Source organism: Beggiatoa alba B18LD (assembly GCF_000245015.1).
GTDB classification, from domain to species: Bacteria; Pseudomonadota; Gammaproteobacteria; order Beggiatoales; family Beggiatoaceae; genus Beggiatoa; species Beggiatoa alba.
The window spans coordinates 1,050,010-1,071,532 of sequence record NZ_JH600070.1; the positions used below are offsets into that span (position 1 = coordinate 1,050,010).

At 41.5% G+C, this 21,523-nt stretch carries 13 protein-coding genes; 6 read left to right on the forward strand and 7 right to left on the reverse strand.

Going from position 1 to position 21,523, the window contains the following annotated elements; all coding sequences use genetic code 11:
* Nucleotides 1-193: 193 nt before the first annotated feature.
* The 7 genes from BEGALDRAFT_RS04195 to BEGALDRAFT_RS04225 all read right to left on the reverse strand — a co-directional run bounded on the left by BEGALDRAFT_RS04195 (nucleotide 194) and on the right by BEGALDRAFT_RS04225 (nucleotide 16,176).
* Nucleotides 194-1,711 (reverse strand): transglycosylase SLT domain-containing protein, encoded by a 1,518-nt coding sequence (locus BEGALDRAFT_RS04195; RefSeq protein WP_002683978.1) that lies wholly within the window; start codon nucleotides 1,709-1,711, stop codon nucleotides 194-196.
* Nucleotides 1,712-1,937: 226 nt separating this feature from the next.
* Complete coding sequence (asd, locus tag BEGALDRAFT_RS04200) at nucleotides 1,938-2,804, reverse strand: archaetidylserine decarboxylase (RefSeq protein WP_002683981.1); 867 nt, start codon at nucleotides 2,802-2,804, stop codon at nucleotides 1,938-1,940.
* A gap of 100 nt (nucleotides 2,805-2,904) precedes the next feature.
* Nucleotides 2,905-3,378, reverse strand: a complete 474-nt coding sequence (locus tag BEGALDRAFT_RS04205; protein ID WP_002683983.1) for a copper chaperone PCu(A)C — start codon at nucleotides 3,376-3,378, stop codon at nucleotides 2,905-2,907.
* Entirely contained in the window at nucleotides 3,375-4,016 is a 642-nt protein-coding gene (locus BEGALDRAFT_RS04210) for an SCO family protein (RefSeq protein WP_002683985.1), read from the reverse strand. The genes BEGALDRAFT_RS04205 and BEGALDRAFT_RS04210 overlap by 4 nt, the downstream gene beginning before the upstream one ends.
* A gap of 246 nt (nucleotides 4,017-4,262) precedes the next feature.
* A complete protein-coding gene (locus tag BEGALDRAFT_RS17890; protein WP_002683987.1) occupies nucleotides 4,263-5,894 on the reverse strand; it encodes a SpoIIE family protein phosphatase in 1,632 nt (543 codons plus the stop codon).
* Between the two features lie 394 nt (nucleotides 5,895-6,288).
* Nucleotides 6,289-12,213, reverse strand: a complete 5,925-nt coding sequence (locus BEGALDRAFT_RS04220) for an alpha-2-macroglobulin family protein (RefSeq protein WP_002683989.1) — start codon at nucleotides 12,211-12,213, stop codon at nucleotides 6,289-6,291.
* 327 nt (nucleotides 12,214-12,540) lie between these two features.
* Nucleotides 12,541-16,176 (reverse strand): M4 family metallopeptidase, encoded by a 3,636-nt coding sequence (locus BEGALDRAFT_RS04225; protein ID WP_002683992.1) that lies wholly within the window; start codon nucleotides 16,174-16,176, stop codon nucleotides 12,541-12,543.
* Between the two features lie 106 nt (nucleotides 16,177-16,282).
* Here BEGALDRAFT_RS04225 and miaA point away from each other — a divergent pair, with 106 nt between their 5' ends.
* The 6 genes from miaA (at nucleotide 16,283) to hflC (ending at nucleotide 21,521) form a co-directional block, all read left to right on the forward strand.
* Nucleotides 16,283-17,233, forward strand: a complete 951-nt coding sequence (gene miaA / locus BEGALDRAFT_RS04230; RefSeq protein ID WP_002683994.1) for a tRNA (adenosine(37)-N6)-dimethylallyltransferase MiaA — start codon at nucleotides 16,283-16,285, stop codon at nucleotides 17,231-17,233.
* A gap of 84 nt (nucleotides 17,234-17,317) precedes the next feature.
* Entirely contained in the window at nucleotides 17,318-17,563 is a 246-nt protein-coding gene (gene hfq / locus BEGALDRAFT_RS04235) for an RNA chaperone Hfq (RefSeq protein ID WP_002683997.1), read from the forward strand.
* 86 nt (nucleotides 17,564-17,649) lie between these two features.
* The gene (gene hflX, locus BEGALDRAFT_RS04240) at nucleotides 17,650-18,954 is read left to right on the forward strand and encodes a ribosome rescue GTPase HflX (protein ID WP_002683999.1); all 1,305 of its coding nucleotides are present in this window, start codon (nucleotides 17,650-17,652) and stop codon (nucleotides 18,952-18,954) included.
* 200 nt (nucleotides 18,955-19,154) lie between these two features.
* Nucleotides 19,155-19,301, forward strand: a complete 147-nt coding sequence (locus tag BEGALDRAFT_RS19110; protein ID WP_157237546.1) for a hypothetical protein — start codon at nucleotides 19,155-19,157, stop codon at nucleotides 19,299-19,301.
* Between the two features lie 112 nt (nucleotides 19,302-19,413).
* Nucleotides 19,414-20,643 carry an FtsH protease activity modulator HflK gene (gene hflK, locus BEGALDRAFT_RS04245; protein ID WP_002684002.1) on the forward strand — a complete coding sequence of 410 codons (1,230 nt, stop codon included), beginning with the start codon at nucleotides 19,414-19,416 and terminating at the stop codon, nucleotides 20,641-20,643.
* Nucleotides 20,643-21,521: a protease modulator HflC gene (gene hflC, locus BEGALDRAFT_RS04250; RefSeq protein ID WP_002684008.1), complete on the forward strand. Its 879-nt coding sequence runs from the start codon at nucleotides 20,643-20,645 to the stop codon at nucleotides 21,519-21,521. The genes hflK and hflC overlap by 1 nt, the downstream gene beginning before the upstream one ends.
* The last annotated feature ends 2 nt before the right edge of the window (nucleotides 21,522-21,523 follow it).

Genomic DNA, 21,523 nt, shown 5'->3' on the forward strand with positions numbered 1-21,523 from the left:
AGGTCTCTGTTTTATTTTATAAAACTCGCCGAACTCAGGGTAAATCTAGGACTGGCAGTCCTTCATGTCGTTTTATAATGCGTTTGCTATATATTGCAAAAAAGGTCTGCCAATCCTTCAAGGACTGGCAGACCTTTTCGCATGTACTAAAGGACAGACCGACTAGATTTTTAAAATCTAGCTGGTCTTTTCACTAACCATCTTGCCAAATAATCAATTTTTGTCCTTGTTTCAGTTTGCCTTTTTTCAGGTTATTCCACTGATTAATGTCGGCGACATCTACGCCATAACGACGGGCAATCGTCCAAACGCTATCACCTGATTTAACGGTATAACTCAATTTTTGCCGTAAATTCTTTGTCGATTTCCCTTTTGCTGTCGTTGGGTGATTGGTCGCTTGTGCAACCATTTGCAAGCCTTTATCAGCAGTTTCTAAGGGTACGCGGAGTCTTTGTCCTGCACGTAAGCGCGGTTTACTCCCCAAATCATTTAATTGCCGTAAGTCATCTACGCTTGCATGATACAACTGTGCAATTTTATTGAGTGATTCTCCACGTCGGACTTGGTGCACACGGGTTGGCTTTTCTTGAGCGGTCGTTGCTAAACGAAGATTTGCATTAGAAGTTTGGCTTAATGACATCTTCGTATTGTATGTATTTAACGTGTAGTCATTGTCTGCTAATTGTGCAATATTATCTTTAAAGACAGCAACTTTTCCAACAGGTAGCGTTAGGTAATGAGGACCATCAGGGGCGGTCACTGCATTGCTATAGGCAGGATTTAAGCGTTTTAACGTTGCAGAAGATAATCCCACCATTTTTGCTGCGGTATTAATGTCGATTTGTTGCCCAACATCAATTTGCTCAAAGTAGGTTTTATTAGGAATATCGTAGAGTTTTACCCCATATTGATCGGGGTTGCCTACGATTTCTGCAAGTGCGAGTAAGCGAGGTACAAATAGGCGGGTTTCTTGTGGTAGGTCTAGTGACCAATAATCTGTTGGTTTGCCCGCATCTCGATTACGTTGAATGGCTTTTTTGATATTTCCTTGCCCGTAGTTGTAAGCAGCAAGGGCTAATAACCAATCATTATCAAAAAATTCATACAGTTCTTGTAGATAATCAAGGGCTGCTTGGGTTGATTCGACAATGTCGCGTCGACCGTCATACCAATCGTCGAGGCGTAAACCAATGCCTTTGGCTGTACTTGGGATAAATTGCCAGATACCTGAAGCACTTTCAGAAGAAACTAAGTTAGGCTCGAAACTGCTTTCAATGGCGGGAAGTAACGCGAGTTCTAAGGGCATACCGCGATATTCCAATTCTTCAACAATGTAGTACAGGTAAGGCTCTGCATTGCTGGAGAATTGGTTAAAGTAACGAGGAGATTTTTGATATTTATTCAAAGCAGTGCGAATGGCATTATTTTCCATTTTGCCTAATTTATAGCCTGCTCGAACTCTATGCCAGAGATTGTCCTTTTTTGTGTCCGTGCTTCTTGTTTTTTTATTCGTAGCGGGCGGGGCTACGTCATCGTCTATTATTTCAGGTGTTTTTAAGTAGCCTTGTAAATTGTCAAATGTCGTGGTTGTCTTGTGTCGTTCTATAACGGAAGCAACACGATTTTGTAATGCAGTGTAAATCGATGCATCACCCGCAAACAGTGAATCGTTTGATTCATCTAAGGTAGCACATCCCCAAAGGCTGGACATGCAGGTAACAGTTAAGATTATTTTACAGGTTCTCATATCTATCATGACATATTAACGAGAACAGTAAGCGGTCAACAATTGGTCATGTGAGATGAGAATCGTCTGTTGTAAAAAACAGGCTTAATATCACAGGTTGACATTACGTTCTAACGAGATGTTGCAATGCTGGATAAAGTGGGAGAAAAAAACTCCAAAAAACAGGTTTTATCCAGTAGTTCCTACCAAATCAGGTAGCCAGTTCAGCCAGTGCTTGCCCCATTCTTAATGCAGAATCAGGCTCATACTGTGCTAACCAACGGGCACGGTTAGGTGGAAGCAACAGGATAACTGTTGACCCCATGTTAAACCGCCCCATTTCTTCACCACATTGCAGACTTAGCTCATTGGGTAGATATTGCCAAGACTGCATCTGTCCTTGATAAGGTGGCGTAATAGTCCCTGCCCATTTGGTTTCCATACTCCCCACAAATAGTGCTCCCACAAAAATAACAGCAACTTTGCCGATAGCGGTTTCTAAAATACAAATGAGCCGTTCATTACGGGCAAATAATTGAGGCACAACTTGGGTTGTGCGCTTATTCACACTGAATAATTTTCCAGGGATATAAGTCATTTCTCGTACATAACCCGTGATAGGGCTATGAATACGATGGTAATCTTTAGGAGATAGATAAATGGTACAGAATAACCCATTGTCAAAATATGTACTGAGATGTGTAGAACCTCCGAGTAATGCCGTTAGGGAAAACTCATGTCCTTTTGCTTGTAATAATTGATGTTGGCTGATTGCCCCTAATTGGCTAATCACGCCATCAACAGGGCTGATGATGTGATTAGCCGCAATAGGACGCGCATCAGTCCGTAATGTGCGGGTAAAAAATTGATTAAAATTTTTGTAATCGGTGGGCTTCGATAATTCAGCCGCTTGCATATCAACTTGGTAATGCTGAACAAATTGCTTAATTGCCCAGTGCGTGACACATCCACCTTGCCAACGCATTACATGATGTATCCATTGCGAGAGTAGGTGCTGTGGAATCACATATTGCGGGAACGTTTTTAATTTATCTGTGAATGAACTGGTTTTCAGCATGTACCGTTAAGTTGAGTTCGTCGCATTTAGAATGCGTGGTTAATAAAAGAATTCTGTCTGTTTATCTGTCGTTAGTAACTTGAATGCATAAAACCATCGTTTAGTGATGATGTTCACTCATTCCATCTGTTTCGGCAGTTGGCGCGGCAGCCTTTACTTCCACACTCAATGGTAGGGTTTGCCCATCTTTTAGTTGTAAGGTGATGTCAATTTTATCGCCAGTTTTTACTTCATGTTGACGATTTAATAACATGATATGTATGCCACCAGGGGCGAGGGTGACGGATTTCTTTGCAGGTATAACCAATTTAGGAATTGGCAACATTTTTGCTACATCATTTTCTAGGACGGTTGTATGTATTTCTACTTTCCCAAAATCTTTGCTTTGACCACCAACAATCATTAAATCGTTGTCACTGTCGTTACGCAGTTCCATGTAGGCAGCATTCATCGTCATATTGGGCGGTGCTTCACGTACCCATGGTTGATGTGCCATTAATCCAGTTTCTGCAAGACATGTTGAGCCTATTGTTACACCATAAAGGCAAGTGAAAGCAAGTAATATTTTTTTCATATCTGTTTCTCCAGAAAACGGCGCATTTTTAAATAACGTTGTAATACAACGTCTGGAATATGAGGGGCTGCAAAAGTGCCCACAAATTGGGCTTTCGGGTTAATCAATAAAATAGAGGATGAGTGATCAACGAGATAACTACCATCTGCTTGTTGTGAACCACGAAAATAAACAATACCCAATTGACGAGTGAGGGCTAACACTTCGCTAGCATTGCCTGTTGCACCAATAAATTCAGGATCAAAATAATTTAAATATTGCTTTAATAAAACAGGGGTATCGCGTTCACCATCCACAGAAATAAAAACGAATTGTGTATCCGTACTTTCGGATAAATTAGTAAGCGATAATTTAACACTTTTTAAAACACTGAGTGCTAAAGGACAAATATCAGGACAATGGGTATAACCAAAAAAAATTAATGTCCACTTTCCTTTAAAGCTATCTAAGGTAAAAGGCTGATTTAGCTGATTAGTTAGCTTAAATTCAGTCAGCATTGGTGCATCGGGATAATGTAACCCTTCAATTGTGGTAGAAGTCCGCTGACTGAGCCAAAATCCAACACTAATACCTGTAATCATTGCGAGTAAGGAAATACCCGCGACCCATGGCACAAACGATTTTTGAGTCATCATCATGTATTCTTTAACATATGAATTATGCTAAACGAGGAAATGTAACGTAGTTGAAATGAGATAACAACCTTTTTTTTATTACGTGTTACATTATACCTTTGTTTCAAAAACAATTAATCATTGTTAATGTTTGCAATTCCAACCAAGATTATGTCAATCTTTTGTTGACAAATAGCAATCAGTTATAAATTATCTAAGTGTCTCACCAGCATAACGATGTTATAGTGAGAAAGATAGCGTGTTAAAAACCTAGCGTTGTTTTAACACAATTAAACTAATATCGTCTAATTGCTTATTACTCCCCATAAAAGCTAATACGTCCGCAAGAATAGCCTCTTTTATATCTGTTGCAGTACATTGCCAAACATTTTGCACACACTGACAAAGGCGAGTGATGCCATATTGCTCCCGTCCTTTATTACTTATCCGTTCCGCCTCTGTAATACCGTCCGTATAAAGGACAACAACATCATCAGGATTCAAGACTAATTGGAACATTTGGACATAGGACGCAACAGAATCTATCAAACCAATAGGAAAGCCTAAATCAATAGTATCAATAAGCTGTAACTGCCCATTTTGTACCAAAATAACACTTTCATGTTGCCCTACTACCCGTAAACAGCCATTACCATCATGTCGATATTGATAATCTAACAGTGAAAAAGTAAGACATTTGTCAGAGCCCATCCGTCGCGCATTATCATAAATAACTTTATTGGCTGACTCTAAAAAGCGTGTGTAATTATACTCTTGCTGTGTTAATAAAGTACGTACAACGGCTTGCACCATAATCGTAAAAACACCACTTTCTAACCCATGCCCTGTCACGTCTCCAATACTAATAACGACCCTTCCCTGTTCACATTGCAAAATATCATAATAGTCGCCCCCGACTTCAGTTGCTGGACGCATAAAATTAGCAATGTCTAAATAGTTGATATTCTCTAACTCATTATCTTTAGGCAATAAAATTTGTTGCAATTGGCTCGCAATCGTCAATTCCATACTCATGCGCAAATTCTCAGAAGTCAACTTTTTATTTAACTCAGTGATATGTTCATGAGCTTCTAATAATGCAAGGTCTCGTTTTTTAAGGCGATGTAGGACTTGAAAGACCAAAATAATAAAGTTAATAGCAACCAAAATAATACCAATTATTTGAATTAATTGAATAGTTGCTGCTTTATGATTAGCAATATATTCTAACTCTGTTGTGAGTTGATTCATTAAATCAAGCAAGATTAAATTATTTGCTAATCCATATTCAATTGCCTGATTTAAATATTCTTTATTGATATTCTCAGAAGAAGTTAAAACCAATTGTAACTTTGTATAATAAGGTTGCCAAATTTGTACGGCTTGAGAAACTGCCAAACGAGCCGCAGGTGTTGCCACTTCAGGTAAAAAAACAATATCTCCATTCCCCCCTCTTGTTGTATCACCTTTATCAAATGCATTTAAAGTTAGGGAAAATAAATCAACGGTTTTCTTTAACTCAGTCAATGTTGTTGCGTGATAAGAATTAGAAATAGTTAGGAAAAGTGGAATTTGAGATAAAGGAAACTGTCCATGTTGAAAAGCAGTGAGGGTTAAATCAAATAATTGCGTTGTATCTTGTAATTCTGAGAGAATTTTTTGCAGACGAACGTTATCTAACTGCTCTATTTCTAATTGTAATAAGACTTTAACCATCCGTTGTGACAACATTCGTTGTCGTCCCGCTAAGTTAATGCCAACAGCATCCTGTTTAATTTGTGAAGACAGTATAAAGTTTGGAATTAACACACCAACATCAATCATAATAAATAATGCAATAGAAATAATAACAAAGCGATATTTCCCTGCATTAAGTTGCAATAACTTCTCTTTAGTTAACATGTTAAATCCATACTGATTGTTTTAAATTTTGGTAAATCATACATAGGATACCCCCAGTTTTGCGAGATTTATAAAAAAATAGAAACCTGCTAGATTTTCAAAACTTAGCAGGTCTTTTTTTGTCTGAATCAGAATTCACAGAATTCACAGAATTTTCAGAATTAGCAGAATTAAAAAGCGTGATTCGCATTCATTTCTTGGTTTAAGGGGTTTAAATCTTGTTATAGTAAACGTACGATAAAGTGATTTAAATTTAGGACTGGCAGTCCTTCGTACCGTTTTATAGTGCGTTTACTATACAGACAAAAAAAGACCCAATAGCATTAAATGTTATTGGGTCTTACTCGATAATTTGGCTTGAATCAATGAGTCAATGCCAAATGATTACTTATTTTTATTTGCCTGCATCGGCTGAGGGGTCACGGGTGACTTTTAACTTTGCAGGGGTGCTCTTGCCATAGACATCAGGGTCATACATTTCTTCGGTATGCGTTGGCAGAATCGTAAATTCACCAGGTGCAATGGCTTGCGCGATATAAGACAAGTGATAATTGCCAACAGGAAGATAATCCGCGTAGAAAATTGCAGCGTTATGGCGTAGCTCTTTATGGTAGAAGCTCCAGAAGGAGAAGGCGTATTCACGCCAATCACTGAAGCGAAACCAAATAGACCCCCCCGCATAAGTCCCTTTTGCTTCATCCGCCGCGACGGTGGAGGCTGTCGCTAAATCACGGTTGACAGGTTCTAATCCCCCTGGAATGGGGTCATCTACCACAACAAAATGACGCGCCGCAGGTAAAGAGAGGAATAAATCCACGCGCACTAATTCGCCTGTTTTCAATTCAAAGGGACTGGTCAGTAATTCCCATTTGTCATTGCGTTTGACGTAGTATTCGCGGTTAATTTCCATCCCTGCATTAACAGCGGTTGCTTTCTCTTCCTTCATGGCATATTGCATCCGCACGGTGTAGTAAACACGTCCATCGCCTTGTTTATCTAACTTAACCGTTGCTTTGCGGGCGGGGTCTTGTTCATTGATAGGACGGGCGAAGGTTTGGGCGGGGTTTTTCACATCGTCAAAACGCACTTCGGTTTCTGTCGGTTTATTTAATAAACTTAATGGTTTGTCATCAATGAAGGTTTTAACAATCATCGCAGGTTTATCTTTTTCATAAACTCGTGCATATGAGGTTAACGCATTCATACAAAACATATTTTCTTGCGTATTTTCCCAATGTCCTTGATATTTCCGTGTCTGAGAAATATGACGTACCAATTTATAGGGGATATCACTGACTAAGTTATTGTTTTGCATTACTTCATCGTATTTGACTAACACGTCTAAAATAGCGCATTCAGTGCGTAAATTAGAGCTTAAAAGATGGTTGTAGCCATCGTCTAAGGTTTCTTGGAAGGTGATTTTTCCGCCCGTTTGGTTGAGCTGTGACAATATCGCGTTTGCCGTTTCCATACGGATTTTATTTGTATTAGGAATGGCTAAAGCGGCATCTAAGTATTGGCTTTTGCCAAATAAGTCCATGTCTTTTAAAGCGCGTTGATAACGATTGATGTCATCCCGTACAACTTTGCCATGTTTTGCCAGTGCCGCCAGTGCGACCGCACGCACGCTGGATGCCATGCCTTGCGAATAAAAATCAGGCATCACATCTTTACGTAACAGGGTCAGTAAGTATTCATGCAAGCGATTTTCTACTTGGTCAGGAATCACGTAACCGCTGGCACGTAACCAGTTAAAGGCTAAAGCGGTGTAAGCACTGAGGTAGGGGCTGACATATTGGTCTTGGGCAATAAAGAAGGTCATGCCACCATTGGGGGCTTGATAATCAGCGGCTAAATCTAACGTCGCTTGTGGTAAAGAAGCTGAACCTTCCCACATTACCGTGTTGGGTAGATAGGCTTTGAGGTTATTATAGTGCGCTGCCATCGTGCCTTTGCTCAGCTTTTGTTCCCAGCAGGCATAGGGATAGTCGCGCATGTATTGGAACGCGCCATTAATATCACTGATAACCGTTGGAGAGACGACAACGCTTACTTGTCCGACATTGCCATAAATATCCGCAGGGAATTGTAAGGATTCACTGAGACTTGCCTCTGTGGTTGTGCCGTAAGTGGCGGCGGTATCTAGTGAGCGACGGGGTAACACTTTAAGCGTTTGAGTTAAACCATCTTTATCGGTGGCATCACCTGCAGTGGCAGTAAATTGGATATCGCCAATATCAGTTGTGCTAATGGGCAGCCAAACATTGTAACGTTTATAAGGCTCTGCTTTTAGCTTCACGGTCATGTTGGTTTTATCTGCCCCTGCTGTTTTTTGCACTGGACCTGTCGCGCTGATGGTTACTTCTAACTCGCGGGCATTCTCGGTGCGATTCATCACGGTAAAACCTGCATCGAAGGTGTCACCAACCATCACTTGATTAGGTAAGGCAGGACGTACTTCGATGGGTAAGTTGACTTTAAAGTTTGCATTGCCTAAGCCTAGACGGTCAGCAGGGGTTGCGGCTAGGGCTAATACTCGCCAACCTGTTAAATTGTCTGGGGTGTTAAATTGAACTTGGGCGTTACCTTCCGCATCGACGGGAACGCTTGGATTCCAATAACTGACGAATTTAAAGAGTGAGCGGAGATTCGGCCCCATGCCACCATCACCGCCAGGGGTCGCGCCTTTCTTTTCAAACTTTTGTCGACCGACTAAACGCATGAGTAAACTGTAATTGCTCATGTCTAAGTCGCTGAGATGATAGAAACCACGATAAGGGTCAAAGTAGCTGAGTCCGCCTTGAATTAAGTCAAAAACGGATTCGTCGAGGACAATTACTGCTAACTCAATCGGTTGAGCTTTAACATCCGCTTGTTTTGCATGGGCGTTAAATTTTACCGTAACGGGTTCGCGGGGTTTGTAAACAGGTTTATCGGTTTTAATGTCAACGACTAATTCTTTATAAGGCTCTTCTACTAAGGTTTTAGCGTAGCCCATGCGGAATGTTGGCTTGCCTAAATCAACTTGTTCTGCATCGATGGGTTTATCCACACGCGGAGAAACCACCGTGACAGAGACATAAAAACCGGGGGTGTAATCGGCTTCTACAGGCACACTGATAACTTCAACGCTGTTAGGTAGCGTCACTAACCAGCTTTTTAAAATGCCTAAACGTTCTACGGTGACTAATGCCGTTGCATTAGGGAATGGGTTTTTAACCAGATATTTTGCCGTTTCACCGACTTTATACTTTTCTTGTTCGGGAACGATTTCTAAACCGTTACCCGCTTCCATTTGCCAGACCACTTCGCCCGCACCAACAGCCCACTGATTAACAGTCGTTTTATGTTCACGTTCTTTGGTGTCTTTAATTGTAGCAACCAGTCGATAAGTGCCCGCGCTGGGTGGGGTAAAGCGACAAATATAAGGCTCTGCGGTTGCAGTTGTTTCACAACGGTTTGTTTCAACCCATACCGTTTCGTATTGGGTTAAATAAGCATTACCTGCACCTTTGACCCGTGAGGCTTTGGTATCTTCACGTTCAATGAGAACATTCACAGGTGTTCCTGCAATCGGATTGCCACGCTCATCAACCACCAGAACATTAACCGTATTTTCTTTGCCTGCATTTAAGAGCCAGTTTTCAGTTTTTAAGCCGACAAATCTATCGCGTCCGACATAAGTTGCGGTAGCACTGCTCGCAACGTCTTTGCCTCGGTCATCCCGCACCGCGCTTTCAATTCGTAATGTGCCATATAAAACTTTAGTCTCTTTTAACGGAATCTCTGTTGTTAATAAGCCTTTTGCATCCACTGCACTTTCTGTATGAAAGAGGGTTTCATCATCGGTATTGTCTGCAAAGGTGTCAAATTGAAAACCTTTTGCTAACGGACTGGCAGGAACAAATTCATTTTGACTGAGTACAGCGGCAACTAAGGTTTGCGCATCCCCATAAGCCCCCCCTGCGTGTAAACTGGCTTGCGTCTCAACGCTGACGGTATCGCCAAGGTGAAATAAATCGCCATTTAACGTTGTTTTGACACGGAAAGGCGAAGGTGTAAAGTCACTGACTAAAACGCGCATAGGCGACCATGTATTTTCGTAAAAGTCAGCACTTAATTCAAAGCGATACCAGCCAACTGCCCCCGTTGTAGGTACGACAAACTCACCATGAAACGCGCCAAATTCAGAAAGTTGAACAGTCGGCACTTCATTGATAACTTTGCCCGTCGGGTCATAAACAGAAAGTTTATAAGTCCCTTTTGGTGCAGGTTCTAATTTGTTATTGCCTTCATTGCGCACATAAATTTTATATTGAATAGTGTCGCCAACTTTATAAACCCCTTGCGCGGTCGTGCCCCATGCTTGGATATAGGCATATTTTTGGCGCGGATAGCTATAGACTGAGTAATCAGGCGAAATTTGATACATCTCAATCGCATAATTTTGGTCTAAGGGTAATAACGCCACTTCTTCGCCTTTTTGTACGTGAACGAAAAAGCGTTGTTCGCTGGGGTTATAGACATAGTTATGTTGCAAGGTTGGGTCTAACGTTTCCCGTCCTGCTAAGGTAGCAAGCCCGTTTTCGTCTGTTGTTGCCGTTGCAATTGGGTCTGGTAGTTTATCTTTTCCTACATAATCATCTAAATATAAACTAATTTTTGCATCAGCAACGGGTTTACCTGTGGCAAAGTCAGTAATCCACACAAGGCTATTGTAGTGTCCCACTTTAGCTTGCACGTGGTACGGCGTTACTTGGCTAAAAAACCAATTACCCCATTCGTAACCCCCTTGATTAGTATTGGGTGTCGTGGTGTAACGTCCTTGAATAATGCCTGATTTGCCGTTTAATAACTTTCTAATGCCAACAGGGAGTTTGACCGCGAGGTTTTTAATGGTTGGGGCTTGGGTGACAGCATTTTTTAAGGCTGTCCAACCTTGTCCTGTTAATTCTTGATAAGAAATTGTAATATCTTTTAAATTCGTGGTGTACATCGGCAATTCGCTGTCTGTAATGCCACTTTCTAAAACAGAATGTTCATATTCAAAAACAAAATTTGGTTCACGATTATCGGTTGCAAATTCTAAATTAACCGCACTGGGTAAAGCACGCCCAAATTCGTCTTTTAGCGTGTTAGGGTTAAGAATAGCAACTTTATAAATTTGATAGGCTTTTAATAACTCTGGTAGCCAAATTTTATAAGTGTCGCCTTTGGTATGACTGTCTCTTAACCGATTGTAATCAGAAACTTTATCCCAAGGATCATAATCTGTCCGTCCGCCTGCTAAATCAGGGGTTAGCAATAAATTTTGTTTGACCATCGTATTGCTGACAGGACTGGAAAATACTAAAGCAACTTGGCGTAAGGGGTTACAACGTTTAGCTTTATTAACAGCGTCTTTGGGCGCAATAAAGACATCTTCATTTCCTAATGTCGTACATGAAACGCCTAAAAAACGAAATTCTGGCAACGTATCAAAATTAGTGACAACTTGATTTTCAATCCCTTTCTCCGTTCCGCCCTCGCCTGAAATTAAACCTTCTGTTACCCATAACTCATAAGAAGTATCTAAGGCTAACAATTGTTTAGGGGCAATAACCCATGCTCTTGCCGCCGTTGGCTCAGGGCTTGGAGGCGTTGCGGGGGTTTCTGCTTTTGGGGGAGTGTCTGCTGGCGGGGGTAAATCAATCGTTTCGCCGTTATCTGTCTCACCTTCTTCCGTATCGTCGGTTTCTTGAGTGGGTAAAACATTAATCGCAATGCGTTGTCCGTTCGGTTTGCGAATGTACAAACTACTTTCGACAGAGACTTTCGTCACGGATTGATTAAAACTGACGCGAATTTGCGGACTATTCGGGGCTTTCCATGTGTCAAATGAGGTATAAGAAACACGCGGGCGTTGGGTAATAAATTCGTGTTTAATCGCTTGGGCAATTGTGCGACCGTCTTCGGTTTTAATACCTGTTTGCATGACGATTCGATAGCGGGTTGCTGGTTTTAACGCATCTTCATCGCGCAATTGGCAGGCTAAGGCGGAAGTGTCAACCCACCGCCATTCGCATTTGACTTCAGGTTGAATGGTAATAGGAATTTCTGCCGCGCTGCGTTCCATTTTACCAATTGGCACGACAGGTTGATTGAATTGGAAAACAATTTGTCGTTCTGCTTCCACATCTTCGCCTGTTGGGGTAATCCGACTGATTTCTAAAGGCTTAGACTGATTAAACTTCGCAGAATCAAAAACCGCCCATGACGGCATACTGGTTAATAAGCTATTTAAAGTAACCAGCAAAATAAGTAAATGCTTGCTGTTCATATGATTACTCGCGTTATTTTGTATGAGTTTTTAAGGCTTGATCATACGTTTGAATTTTGACAATTTTCTGAGATTGCTCGAGTTTTTTAAATCCCTTGCTCATTTTCTCAAACAATAGAAAAAGACGTGATATTTTACGATTGAAAGGCTTAATTGAGATATAAGGCTGATTGCTATTATTTAGGCAATTAGCTGTTATTAAAACGTAAATTAAATTTATAGCTGTTCAGATTGGCATTTATTTTAGGAAATCCTTTTTAGGATGAGGTCAGTTTTGTAAGATTAAGACTGGCTAGATTTTTCATTCAAGTCTAGCCAGTTTATCGTTTAGCGCGGGGTGTATTCGTGCCGACTATATCGACGACTCAATGTCACATCGCTATTTTGGAAATTAGTTTGTGTTTCTAAGCGAGAATTAACGACAATGTCGGGGACAGAAACATGGAAAAAATTAACGTCAATGCGTCCACTGACATCCCACCAAATTTTATAAAAAACTTCAGGATTATTGGCATTGCCCCACGTCACGAGGTCAGGATTTGCATAATAATATCCCCAAGCAACTTGGTCGCCACGTGCGGATTGTCCTAAACCGCCATTAAACAGTAAGCCTGCTATCGCGCCTTTTTCTTCGGTTTTAATCTGGGTATTCATGAACATTGTCGGGAAATTATTAGGGCGATTATAGGCGGTGCTTAATACAGTGGCGTTTTGGGTTGCTTCTACGCTTGCTTGTTGGGTGTTGTTGGGGTTGTAAGTATGGCGGACATAGCGTTGTTCAGTGGTGCTTGTGCCTGTTAAATAACTGCCGTTATTCCGTCGGCTATATACGTTAATATTTGGGACAGAGACGTGGAAAAAGTTCACGTCAATACGTCCGCTAACATCAAACCAGATTTTAACGTATAAGTCTGGATTATCAGGGCTACCCCATGAAACATCTGTCGGATTTGCATAGAAATAGCCCCAGATAACACGGTCGCCACGTGCAGTGAGTGAATCGCCCCCTAATCGCCATAGGGCATTAATCGCCCCTTTCTCGACGCTGATAATTTCTGCTTTCATCCAAATATCGCTGGTGATTTGTGTGCCTGCGTCTGTGGTTTGAGGTGCGGAGGGGGAATTGTTGGCGGGCGGGGTTGGAACTGGTGTTGGTGTCGGTGTGCTGGTGACACCACGACGGTAAACTGTGCCATAACTGGCATCTTTGAGCCATAAGGCAAGCTCGCCTTGTGGATAAATTTTTTCTTTGACTGCTTGATAAACGAGAGAAAATTGGGTCGGTGTGTTCTCGTCGTAAGTATCAAACACAATCCCTGTATCATCCCCCGTGTAGCTAGCAACGCTATATTCGCCACGAGCGTTACCTATCCATCGCAACTCGCCTGTATTTAAGTTAGCCGCATAAATACTTGAGATACCTGTATTTGGTTCTGTTGCAGTAAACGTTAAGTTGTTGTCGCTGGTTTGGCTTAAACTGGGGTTTCCGATGTCTAAACCTGCAACGGGGGGAACGATGCTGATAATTTGTGTACTGGCGAGGTCTAATGCGTAAATACTCCATGAGGCGACTTGTTCGCCATCACTGAGTTTTAGGATATTCAGGGCATCATAAACAAGATTTTCTCCATCGGCAGTAAAGTCTAAAGCATCCGCAAATAAAATCGTGTTTGTCATCACCCCTTCTGTGGCGGGGGCTTGTATGGTGTATTCCTGCACGCTGTTTTGTGCAATATCCATGATAGTAATGGTATTTGTCGGGCTACCATTTTCATCTTGTAAGACAAATGCGTAACGATTTCCATCAGGCGACATGGCTACAGAATGGATTAAGCCTGCTTCTCCTAAACAGCGTTCTTCAACGGCAGTGGTGCTGTTTAAGGGAATTAAACAAAAATCGTGAATGGAGTCGACAAAAGCGGCAAGTGTTCCGTTGGCAGTAACAGAAGCCCGTCGTGGAGCGACATCAAAACGGGTGAGATAAACGCCTAATGTGCCATCGTTTAGGCTTGGGTCACGTCGACAGAGAAAAAAATTACCGCCTGATACGCAGATGGAAAGGGTGGCATCAGGGGCATCAATAGGTGCGTAAGTAGGGGCATCAGGGGTGCTTTGTCCGTCATAAATTTGCACGGCGTTAAAGGCTTCAGCGACTTTTTGGCTTTGTGGGGAATTTGAGCCAAATAAATCATCAGCGGCTTTAATCGTCGCTAAACGAGCATCGATAAATTGGGCATTTTTAGTGAGGTAGGTATTTAAAGCACGGAAAAAAATTCGTTCTGCATCAGTTTTGCCAATAGCGTTGTTTAAACCGTCTGCCAGTAAATAGAACGCATGGGCGACAATAGTCATGTTTAAATGAACCCCGCCATTGTCTTCTGTTGTATTGATATATTGCGCCATTGTTGCAGGGGCATTCAAACGGTTAGGATTGATTAAGTCACGTAATACGCCACTTTTAAGACTCGTCCCCATTTGCCAATCAGTCCGCCCTTGTACATAAGACTCAAGCATTTCGCCAAAAATATCGGAATACGCCTCGTTTAATGCACCAGATTGATTTTTATAAACTAAATTAGCTGTGTGTTGGGTGACAGCATGTTGAAATTCGTGCGCTATAATGTCTAAAGAACCTGCATAACTATCCGCATTGCCAAAAAATAAGCCTGCACCATTCCAAAACGCATTATCTGCGTATTCTTCCCCCATTCTAACAACCCCTAATATAGAAGCTCCTTCCCCATCATAAGAATTGCGTTGATAACGTTGCTGATAATAATTATAAATATTGGATAAGTGATAAGCTAAACTGACCCCTTCTGGAATAAAGCCACTATTAGCATTACGGCTACTGACTAGAATTAATGCCTCCTCTTTATCGGGCGAACGTCCATTTAAATCGTAGATATAAATAGAGCCTTTCTCTTCATTAGGTGTACCTGTAAACATCGGTTTTGACGTGTCGATTAAGTAATATTGTCCCCTATCTGCCCATAGATTAAGGGCAACAATTTGGTTAAATAAATCTTCACCTGTGCCTTGCACATTCGCGCTCGGATTTTGATTGTAATCGTCGATAATTTCACCTGTTAAGGCATTAATCACCACTAACCAATTTTCACGGGCAGAGCTAATAATGCTTATTCGCCATGCTAATTGTGGTGTTTTGTCTTCAGGGGCATAGATAATTAGTTCAGGCTCACTGACTTTTCCTACATGTCGAGCAAGTGCTTGTGTGCGGGCAACGTCGCGGGAGATTTGGGGGGTTGTGGCTAATAATTTGCGTGGGGTTGGAATATAAGCCCCATTCATTAAATCGACATTTCCTTGCGAATCTAAATGAATAGCAATTTCAGCGGGATAAATGGGCAAATTTTTATAAAATTGTTCAAAACGCAATTGTGTTCGCTGTAAGCTATCCGTTTGTTGACGCTGTAAAATAAATTCTTTATCAGGGTCATCAATCCGTAATAACTGACGATTCTCACGGAGAAATTGGCGGGCAGTGGCTTCATAACGCGCTGTTTTACCCAGATTATCCACGCCTTGTAATAACAAGGGTGTGGCTAAAATCCCGCCACCGATTTGCAAAGGTGTGCCATTGGCTCGCCATTTAATCGAAAACTTCTCGCCCACTTGCTGACTTAATGTGCTTAAATTATCCGCCTGCTTTGCTATTGGGGTCTGTGTTTCTGCTGTATAAACTTGTCGAACCCCTTCATCAACATTTTTTGGGTTTGCTTGTCGCGCTTTTAAGGCATGTAATTGCTCAAGCAATGTTTGTGCTGTTTGAGATTGTGCAGACGGGTTGGCTTGAATTTTTGGCGTTGCGGGCAGATGTAAGGGATTGACATGAATGGCTGGGAATGATGGCTTGTTCTCAATCTCTTCTGCGAATACAGATGATACAAGTATCATTCCACCGAATAACAATAAGCTATTTAAACGCCATAAGATGAACATATAAAATCCTATATAAAATAATGTGATTAAATAACTAAACTAGTATAGCGATAAATAAACTACTATTTCAATTAGTTAAATTCCCATAAAAACTTTTTATCACTTCATGACTGACATACCTTGTATTTTCTTAATGGGACCAACGGCAGCAGGAAAAACTGACCTAGCCGTTGCCATCGTCCAACATTTTCCTTGTGAAATTATCAGCGTTGACTCAGCCCTTGTTTATCGGGGTATGGATATCGGTACAGCCAAGCCTAGCGCAGAAATTTTAAGCATCGCCCCCCATCGTCTGATTGATATTTGTGACCCGTTAGAATCCTATTCTGCCGCCCGTTTCTGTAAAGATGCCTTACAACACATTGCAGAAATTCAAGCACACGGCAAAATCCCGCTACTGGTTGGCGGAACAGGCTTATATTTTCGCAGTTTACAGCAAGGATTATCCGATTTACCGCCCGCAGATGTGAATGTTCGTGAACGCTTAAATCAACTGATTGAAAGTGAAGGATTAACAGCGTTACATGCGCGACTTGCCCAAGTTGACCCAATTGCTGCACAACGCATCCATCCCAACGACCCACAACGCATTCAACGTGCCTTAGAAGTTTATGAAATATCAGGTATATCTATGACAGATTGGTATGCAAAAGCTGACAAGGCATGGTCATTGCCCGATGTGGTTAAATTCGTTATTGCACCTGCGCAGAGAGAAGTATTACATGCTAGAATAGCAAAGCGGTTTAAACTCATGTTGCAACAAGGGCTCGTCGATGAAGTCGAAACCTTGTTTAAACGTGGCGACTTAGATCTGAGTTTACCAGCCATGCGAGCAGTGGGTTATCGTCAAGTATGGCAATATTTAACAGGCGAGTTGGATTACACAAGTATGGTAGAACAAGGGATTGTCGCAACGCGCCAACTGGCTAAACGCCAATTAACATGGTTACGTGCTGAAGCCGACGCCGTTTGGTTTGATAGTCAAGAAACCAATATAACCGAACTTGTATTGAAAAGACTTGCCAAAATCCCCATGCTTTCTCAAATACGTCAATAATAAAAGTGCGAGTGTATCAGCTTCATTCCCACTCGAAAAAAACAAATGTCCTATTAAGAAGATAATAAGACGGAGAATAAAATTATGAGTAAAGGGCAGTCATTGCAAGACCCTTTTTTGAATGCCTTGCGTAAAGAACGTGTGCCAGTGTCTATTTACCTAGTCAATGGTATTAAATTGCAAGGACAAATTGAATCTTTTGATCAATTTGTAGTGCTCCTCAAAAACGCTGTCAGCCAAATGGTTTACAAACATGCGATTTCTACAATTGTTCCTGCACGTAATGTCAAGATTCCGCATGAAGATTTAATGCAAGATGAAAATGGTTAGTCATTAGCGATTTGTGATAATCGCTGATAAAGATAATCTAAAGGTTTTTAGGTGATTATCACAAATTCACAAGGGGTATAAAGCTCGTGTTTGAACGCCCACGTACTGGGGAACGCGCCTTATTAGTGCATATCACCATTCATCAATTCACTGAACAAGCCAGTTTAGAAGAATTTACTGAACTAGTCCGTTCAGCAGGCGCACTGCCTATCCTCTCCATCACAGGGACACGCCCAATGCCCGACCCCGCTTTATTTGTTGGGTCAGGCAAATTACAAGAAATTCTCGATGCCATTCAAAGTAATGACATTGAAATTGTTTTATTTAATCACACATTAAGCCCTGTTCAAGAACGTAACTTAGAAAGAGAGTTAAAATGTCGTGTTCTTGATAGGACAGGCGTTATATTAGACATCTTCGCCCAACGCGCCCGTTCCTTTGAAGGTAAATTACAGGTCGAATTAGCGCAACTGCAACACCTCTCAACCCGCTTAATTCGCGGTTGGACACACTTAGAACGACAAAAAGGTGGGATAGGTTTACGTGGACCTGGGGAAACTCAATTAGAATTAGACCGTCGTTTAATTGCAGGGCGGATTAAAAATATTAATAAACGCTTAGAAAAAGTCAGCCAGCAACGCGAAATTAGTCGCCGAGCACGACAACGTGCGGAAATTCCCGTTGTTTCCCTTGTTGGTTACACCAATGCGGGCAAATCAACCCTATTTAATCGACTCACTAACGCTGAAGTTTACGCCGCTGATCAACTCTTTGCGACACTAGATGCAACTTTACGACGTATTGATTTACCTGATAAAACCCCGCTTATTTTGGCGGACACTGTTGGATTTATCCAACAACTCCCCCATGATTTAGTTGCTGCTTTTCGCGCCACCTTAGATGAAACTCGATTAGCGAATATTTTGTTACATGTTGTTGATGCCAGTGATCCTGAACGTCAAAATAGAATTAATCAGGTTAATCAGGTACTCACGGAAATTGAAGCACAACAGGTTAGCCAAATTTTAATTTATAACAAAGTTGATAAATTAGGCGATGAACAACCACACATTGAGCGTGATGAAACAGGGCGAATTTGTAAAATTTGGCTCTCCGCAGTCACAGGGGCAGGCATAGACCTGTTACATTTAGCACTGAGTGAGCAACTCCATGAAACCAGTATTCAACAATGGGTGCAAGTATCTGCTAATAATGGACAATTACGCGCCCGTTTATATCAACTCAGCACAGTTTTAGCAGAAGAATACAGCGAAAACGGTGATAGCTTATTAAAAATTCAGTTGCTACCAAAAAACCTTACTCAATTACTTGAATCAGAAAAAGATTTGCAAATAGTAGAAAAACTTGCAGGTCTGCCTAAAGCTTCTTAAAATAACGATTTTTAGTCGTGGTACGATAAAAGAAGCCATTAACATACAAAAACATGGTATTTCATTTGAACAAGCCGCTTATGTTTTTGCAGAACCTTTCACATTAACCCTATATGATGGTGACATTCTTTTGTGTGTATCATCAGTGCTCGAAAAGCAACCAAAAAAGAAAAACAGACCTATCAGCAAAGATGTCTAACATGAAAGATAAACACGATTTTAGTAACGCTGAACAAGGGAAGTTTTATAGACCACTAGAAGAATTAGACATCCCCATTTATTTAGACAGTGAAGTAAACGCTTTTTTATTCAAAAGCTATGGGCTAAAGGTTAATCTTTTTCTTTAATAGTGCATTACCCAACAGCGTTTTATTCAGCATTGTTTGTTTTTGTTAAAGCAAAAACGCTAGTTATCCATGATTACTTAACGATTTAATTCAACAAAACGGAGTAGCATACATGGCTTGGAACGAGCCGGGCAATAATGGTAATAAAGACCCTTGGGGACATCGTAAAAACGAGCAAGGCCCTCCCGATTTAGACGAAGTCCTGAAAAAAATACAGGATAAACTCAATGGCTGGTTTGGGGGCAGCGGTTCAGGCGGTAGCTTTGGTATGGGCGACATGGGAAAAGGCATTAGCTGGTCATTGATTGGGCTGATTGCTGTCGCTTTACTTTTCCTCTGGAGCATGTTCGGCTGGTACGTGGTGCAACCCGCAGAGCAAGGGGTAGAAACTCGTTTCGGTCGCTATGTTGCCACAACCAACCAAGGCTTAAACTGGCATTTCCCTTATCCCATTGAATCTGTGCAAAAAGTCAATGTTGAGCAAGTACGCGCAATTAATCACCGCGCTTTAATGCTGACGCAAGATGAAAATATTGTTGATATTGAACTGGTTGTACAATATCGCATTACTAATGCACGCGATTATCTATTTAACGTCAATGACCCCGACGGCACATTACAACAAGCCACAGAAAGCGCGTTGCGTGAGGTAGTTGGCACTAGTGAAATGGAAAAAGTCTTAACCAGTGAGCGCGATAAAGTCACGTTAAAGACCAAAGAGTTGATTCAAATCATTGTTGACCGCTATCAAACAGGCTTAATCGTTATCAGCGTAAACATGCAAAACGCACAACCCCCAACTGCTGTACAAGCTGCATTTGCTGATGTCATCAAAGCCCGTGAAGACGAAGAACGCGACAAAAACCGTGCACAAGCTTATGCAAATGGTGTTTTGCAACGGGCAACAGGGCAAGCTGAATTATTACGTCAAGAAGCGCAAGCCTATAAAGCCGTGGTTATCGCCCGTGCTGAAGGTCAAACACAACGCTTTTTAAGTATTTTAAACGAATATGAAAAAGCACCCGATATTACTCGCAAGCGTATGTATATAGAAACCATGGAATCTATATTGAGTAACTCCACCAAAATGATGATTGATGTCAAAGGCGGTAATAATGTCATGTTATTCCCCTTAGACAAATTACTGGGTGATCGGAATACCGCAACTATCCCGCCTGTAACGGATAAAAGTACACTTAACAACACCTCATCCGTCATCAGCAATTCAACCTCTAGCCCGAATCAGCCTTTTACGGTATTTCCTCCGCAAACAGACCTACAACCCATTGTACGACCTTCGCGTGATGACAACCGTACAAGTACAAGCAGAGGAAATCCTTAATGTTACAAAATAAAATGATTCTTGGGGCTATCAGTATCGTTGTGTTACTGATTCTGATGATGTCCATGTTCTACGTACAAGAGACTGAAAAGGCTTTAAAACTGCAATTCGGACGGGTTGTTAAATCAGACTATACCCCCGGTTTACATTTTAAAGTGCCCTTTTTGCAAACCATTCGCAAATTTGATGCGCGTATTCAATCCTTTGATTCTAACCCGCAACATTTTTTAACAGGGGAACAAAAGAACTTAATTGTTGACTCCTTCATTAAATGGCGAATTACTGATACTGAAACCTATTTCAAGAGCGTTGGTGGTAATCCCATCAATGCAGGACGACGCTTATCTGAATTTATCGCGGACGGTTTACGCAGTGAATTCGGTAAACGAACCATTCAAGAAGTTGTTTCAGGCGACCGCGCAAAAATCATGGATATTATTACCGCTGAAGCCAATCGCCGTGGTAATGAATTCGGCATTGAAGTCGTTGACGTGCGCATCAAACAAATTAACCTACCTGATGATGTGAGCACCTCTGTTTATCAACGGATGGATGCCGCACGGGAACAAGTGGCGCGTGAATTACGCTCTCGCGGGGAAGCCGCAGCAACCCGTATTCGCGCAGAAGCGGATCGAGAAAATATGGAAATCATTTCCAAAGCTGAACGTGACGCGGAACAAATTCGTGGGGAAGGGGATGCAACGGCAACAGAAATCTACGCCAATGCTTTCAGCCGTAATCCTGATTTTTACAGCTTCACGCGGAGTTTAACTGCCTATCGCGAAACCTTTAAATCCAAAGATGACATTCTGTTGTTGGAACCTGACTCAGATTTCTTCAAATTTTTTAAAGGAATAGAGACAGCCCCAGCGCATTAATT

What these genes read in the sequence shown, in the direction of transcription:
- hflC (WP_002684008.1), top strand. Translation starts at nt 20,643, where the DNA reads ATGTTACAAAATAAAATGATTCTTGGGGCTATCAGTATCGTTGTGTTA.
- BEGALDRAFT_RS04210 (WP_002683985.1), bottom strand. Translation starts at nt 4,016, where the DNA reads ATGATGATGACTCAAAAATCGTTTGTGCCATGGGTCGCGGGTATTTCC.
- asd (WP_002683981.1), bottom strand. Translation starts at nt 2,804, where the DNA reads ATGCTGAAAACCAGTTCATTCACAGATAAATTAAAAACGTTCCCGCAA.
- BEGALDRAFT_RS19110 (WP_157237546.1), top strand. Translation starts at nt 19,155, where the DNA reads ATGAAAGATAAACACGATTTTAGTAACGCTGAACAAGGGAAGTTTTAT.
- hfq (WP_002683997.1), top strand. Translation starts at nt 17,318, where the DNA reads ATGAGTAAAGGGCAGTCATTGCAAGACCCTTTTTTGAATGCCTTGCGT.
- BEGALDRAFT_RS04220 (WP_002683989.1), bottom strand. Translation starts at nt 12,213, where the DNA reads ATGAACAGCAAGCATTTACTTATTTTGCTGGTTACTTTAAATAGCTTA.
- BEGALDRAFT_RS04225 (WP_002683992.1), bottom strand. Translation starts at nt 16,176, where the DNA reads ATGTTCATCTTATGGCGTTTAAATAGCTTATTGTTATTCGGTGGAATG.
- BEGALDRAFT_RS04205 (WP_002683983.1), bottom strand. Translation starts at nt 3,378, where the DNA reads ATGAAAAAAATATTACTTGCTTTCACTTGCCTTTATGGTGTAACAATA.
- BEGALDRAFT_RS17890 (WP_002683987.1), bottom strand. Translation starts at nt 5,894, where the DNA reads ATGTTAACTAAAGAGAAGTTATTGCAACTTAATGCAGGGAAATATCGC.
- BEGALDRAFT_RS04195 (WP_002683978.1), bottom strand. Translation starts at nt 1,711, where the DNA reads ATGTCCAGCCTTTGGGGATGTGCTACCTTAGATGAATCAAACGATTCA.
- miaA (WP_002683994.1), top strand. Translation starts at nt 16,283, where the DNA reads ATGACTGACATACCTTGTATTTTCTTAATGGGACCAACGGCAGCAGGA.
- hflK (WP_002684002.1), top strand. Translation starts at nt 19,414, where the DNA reads ATGGCTTGGAACGAGCCGGGCAATAATGGTAATAAAGACCCTTGGGGA.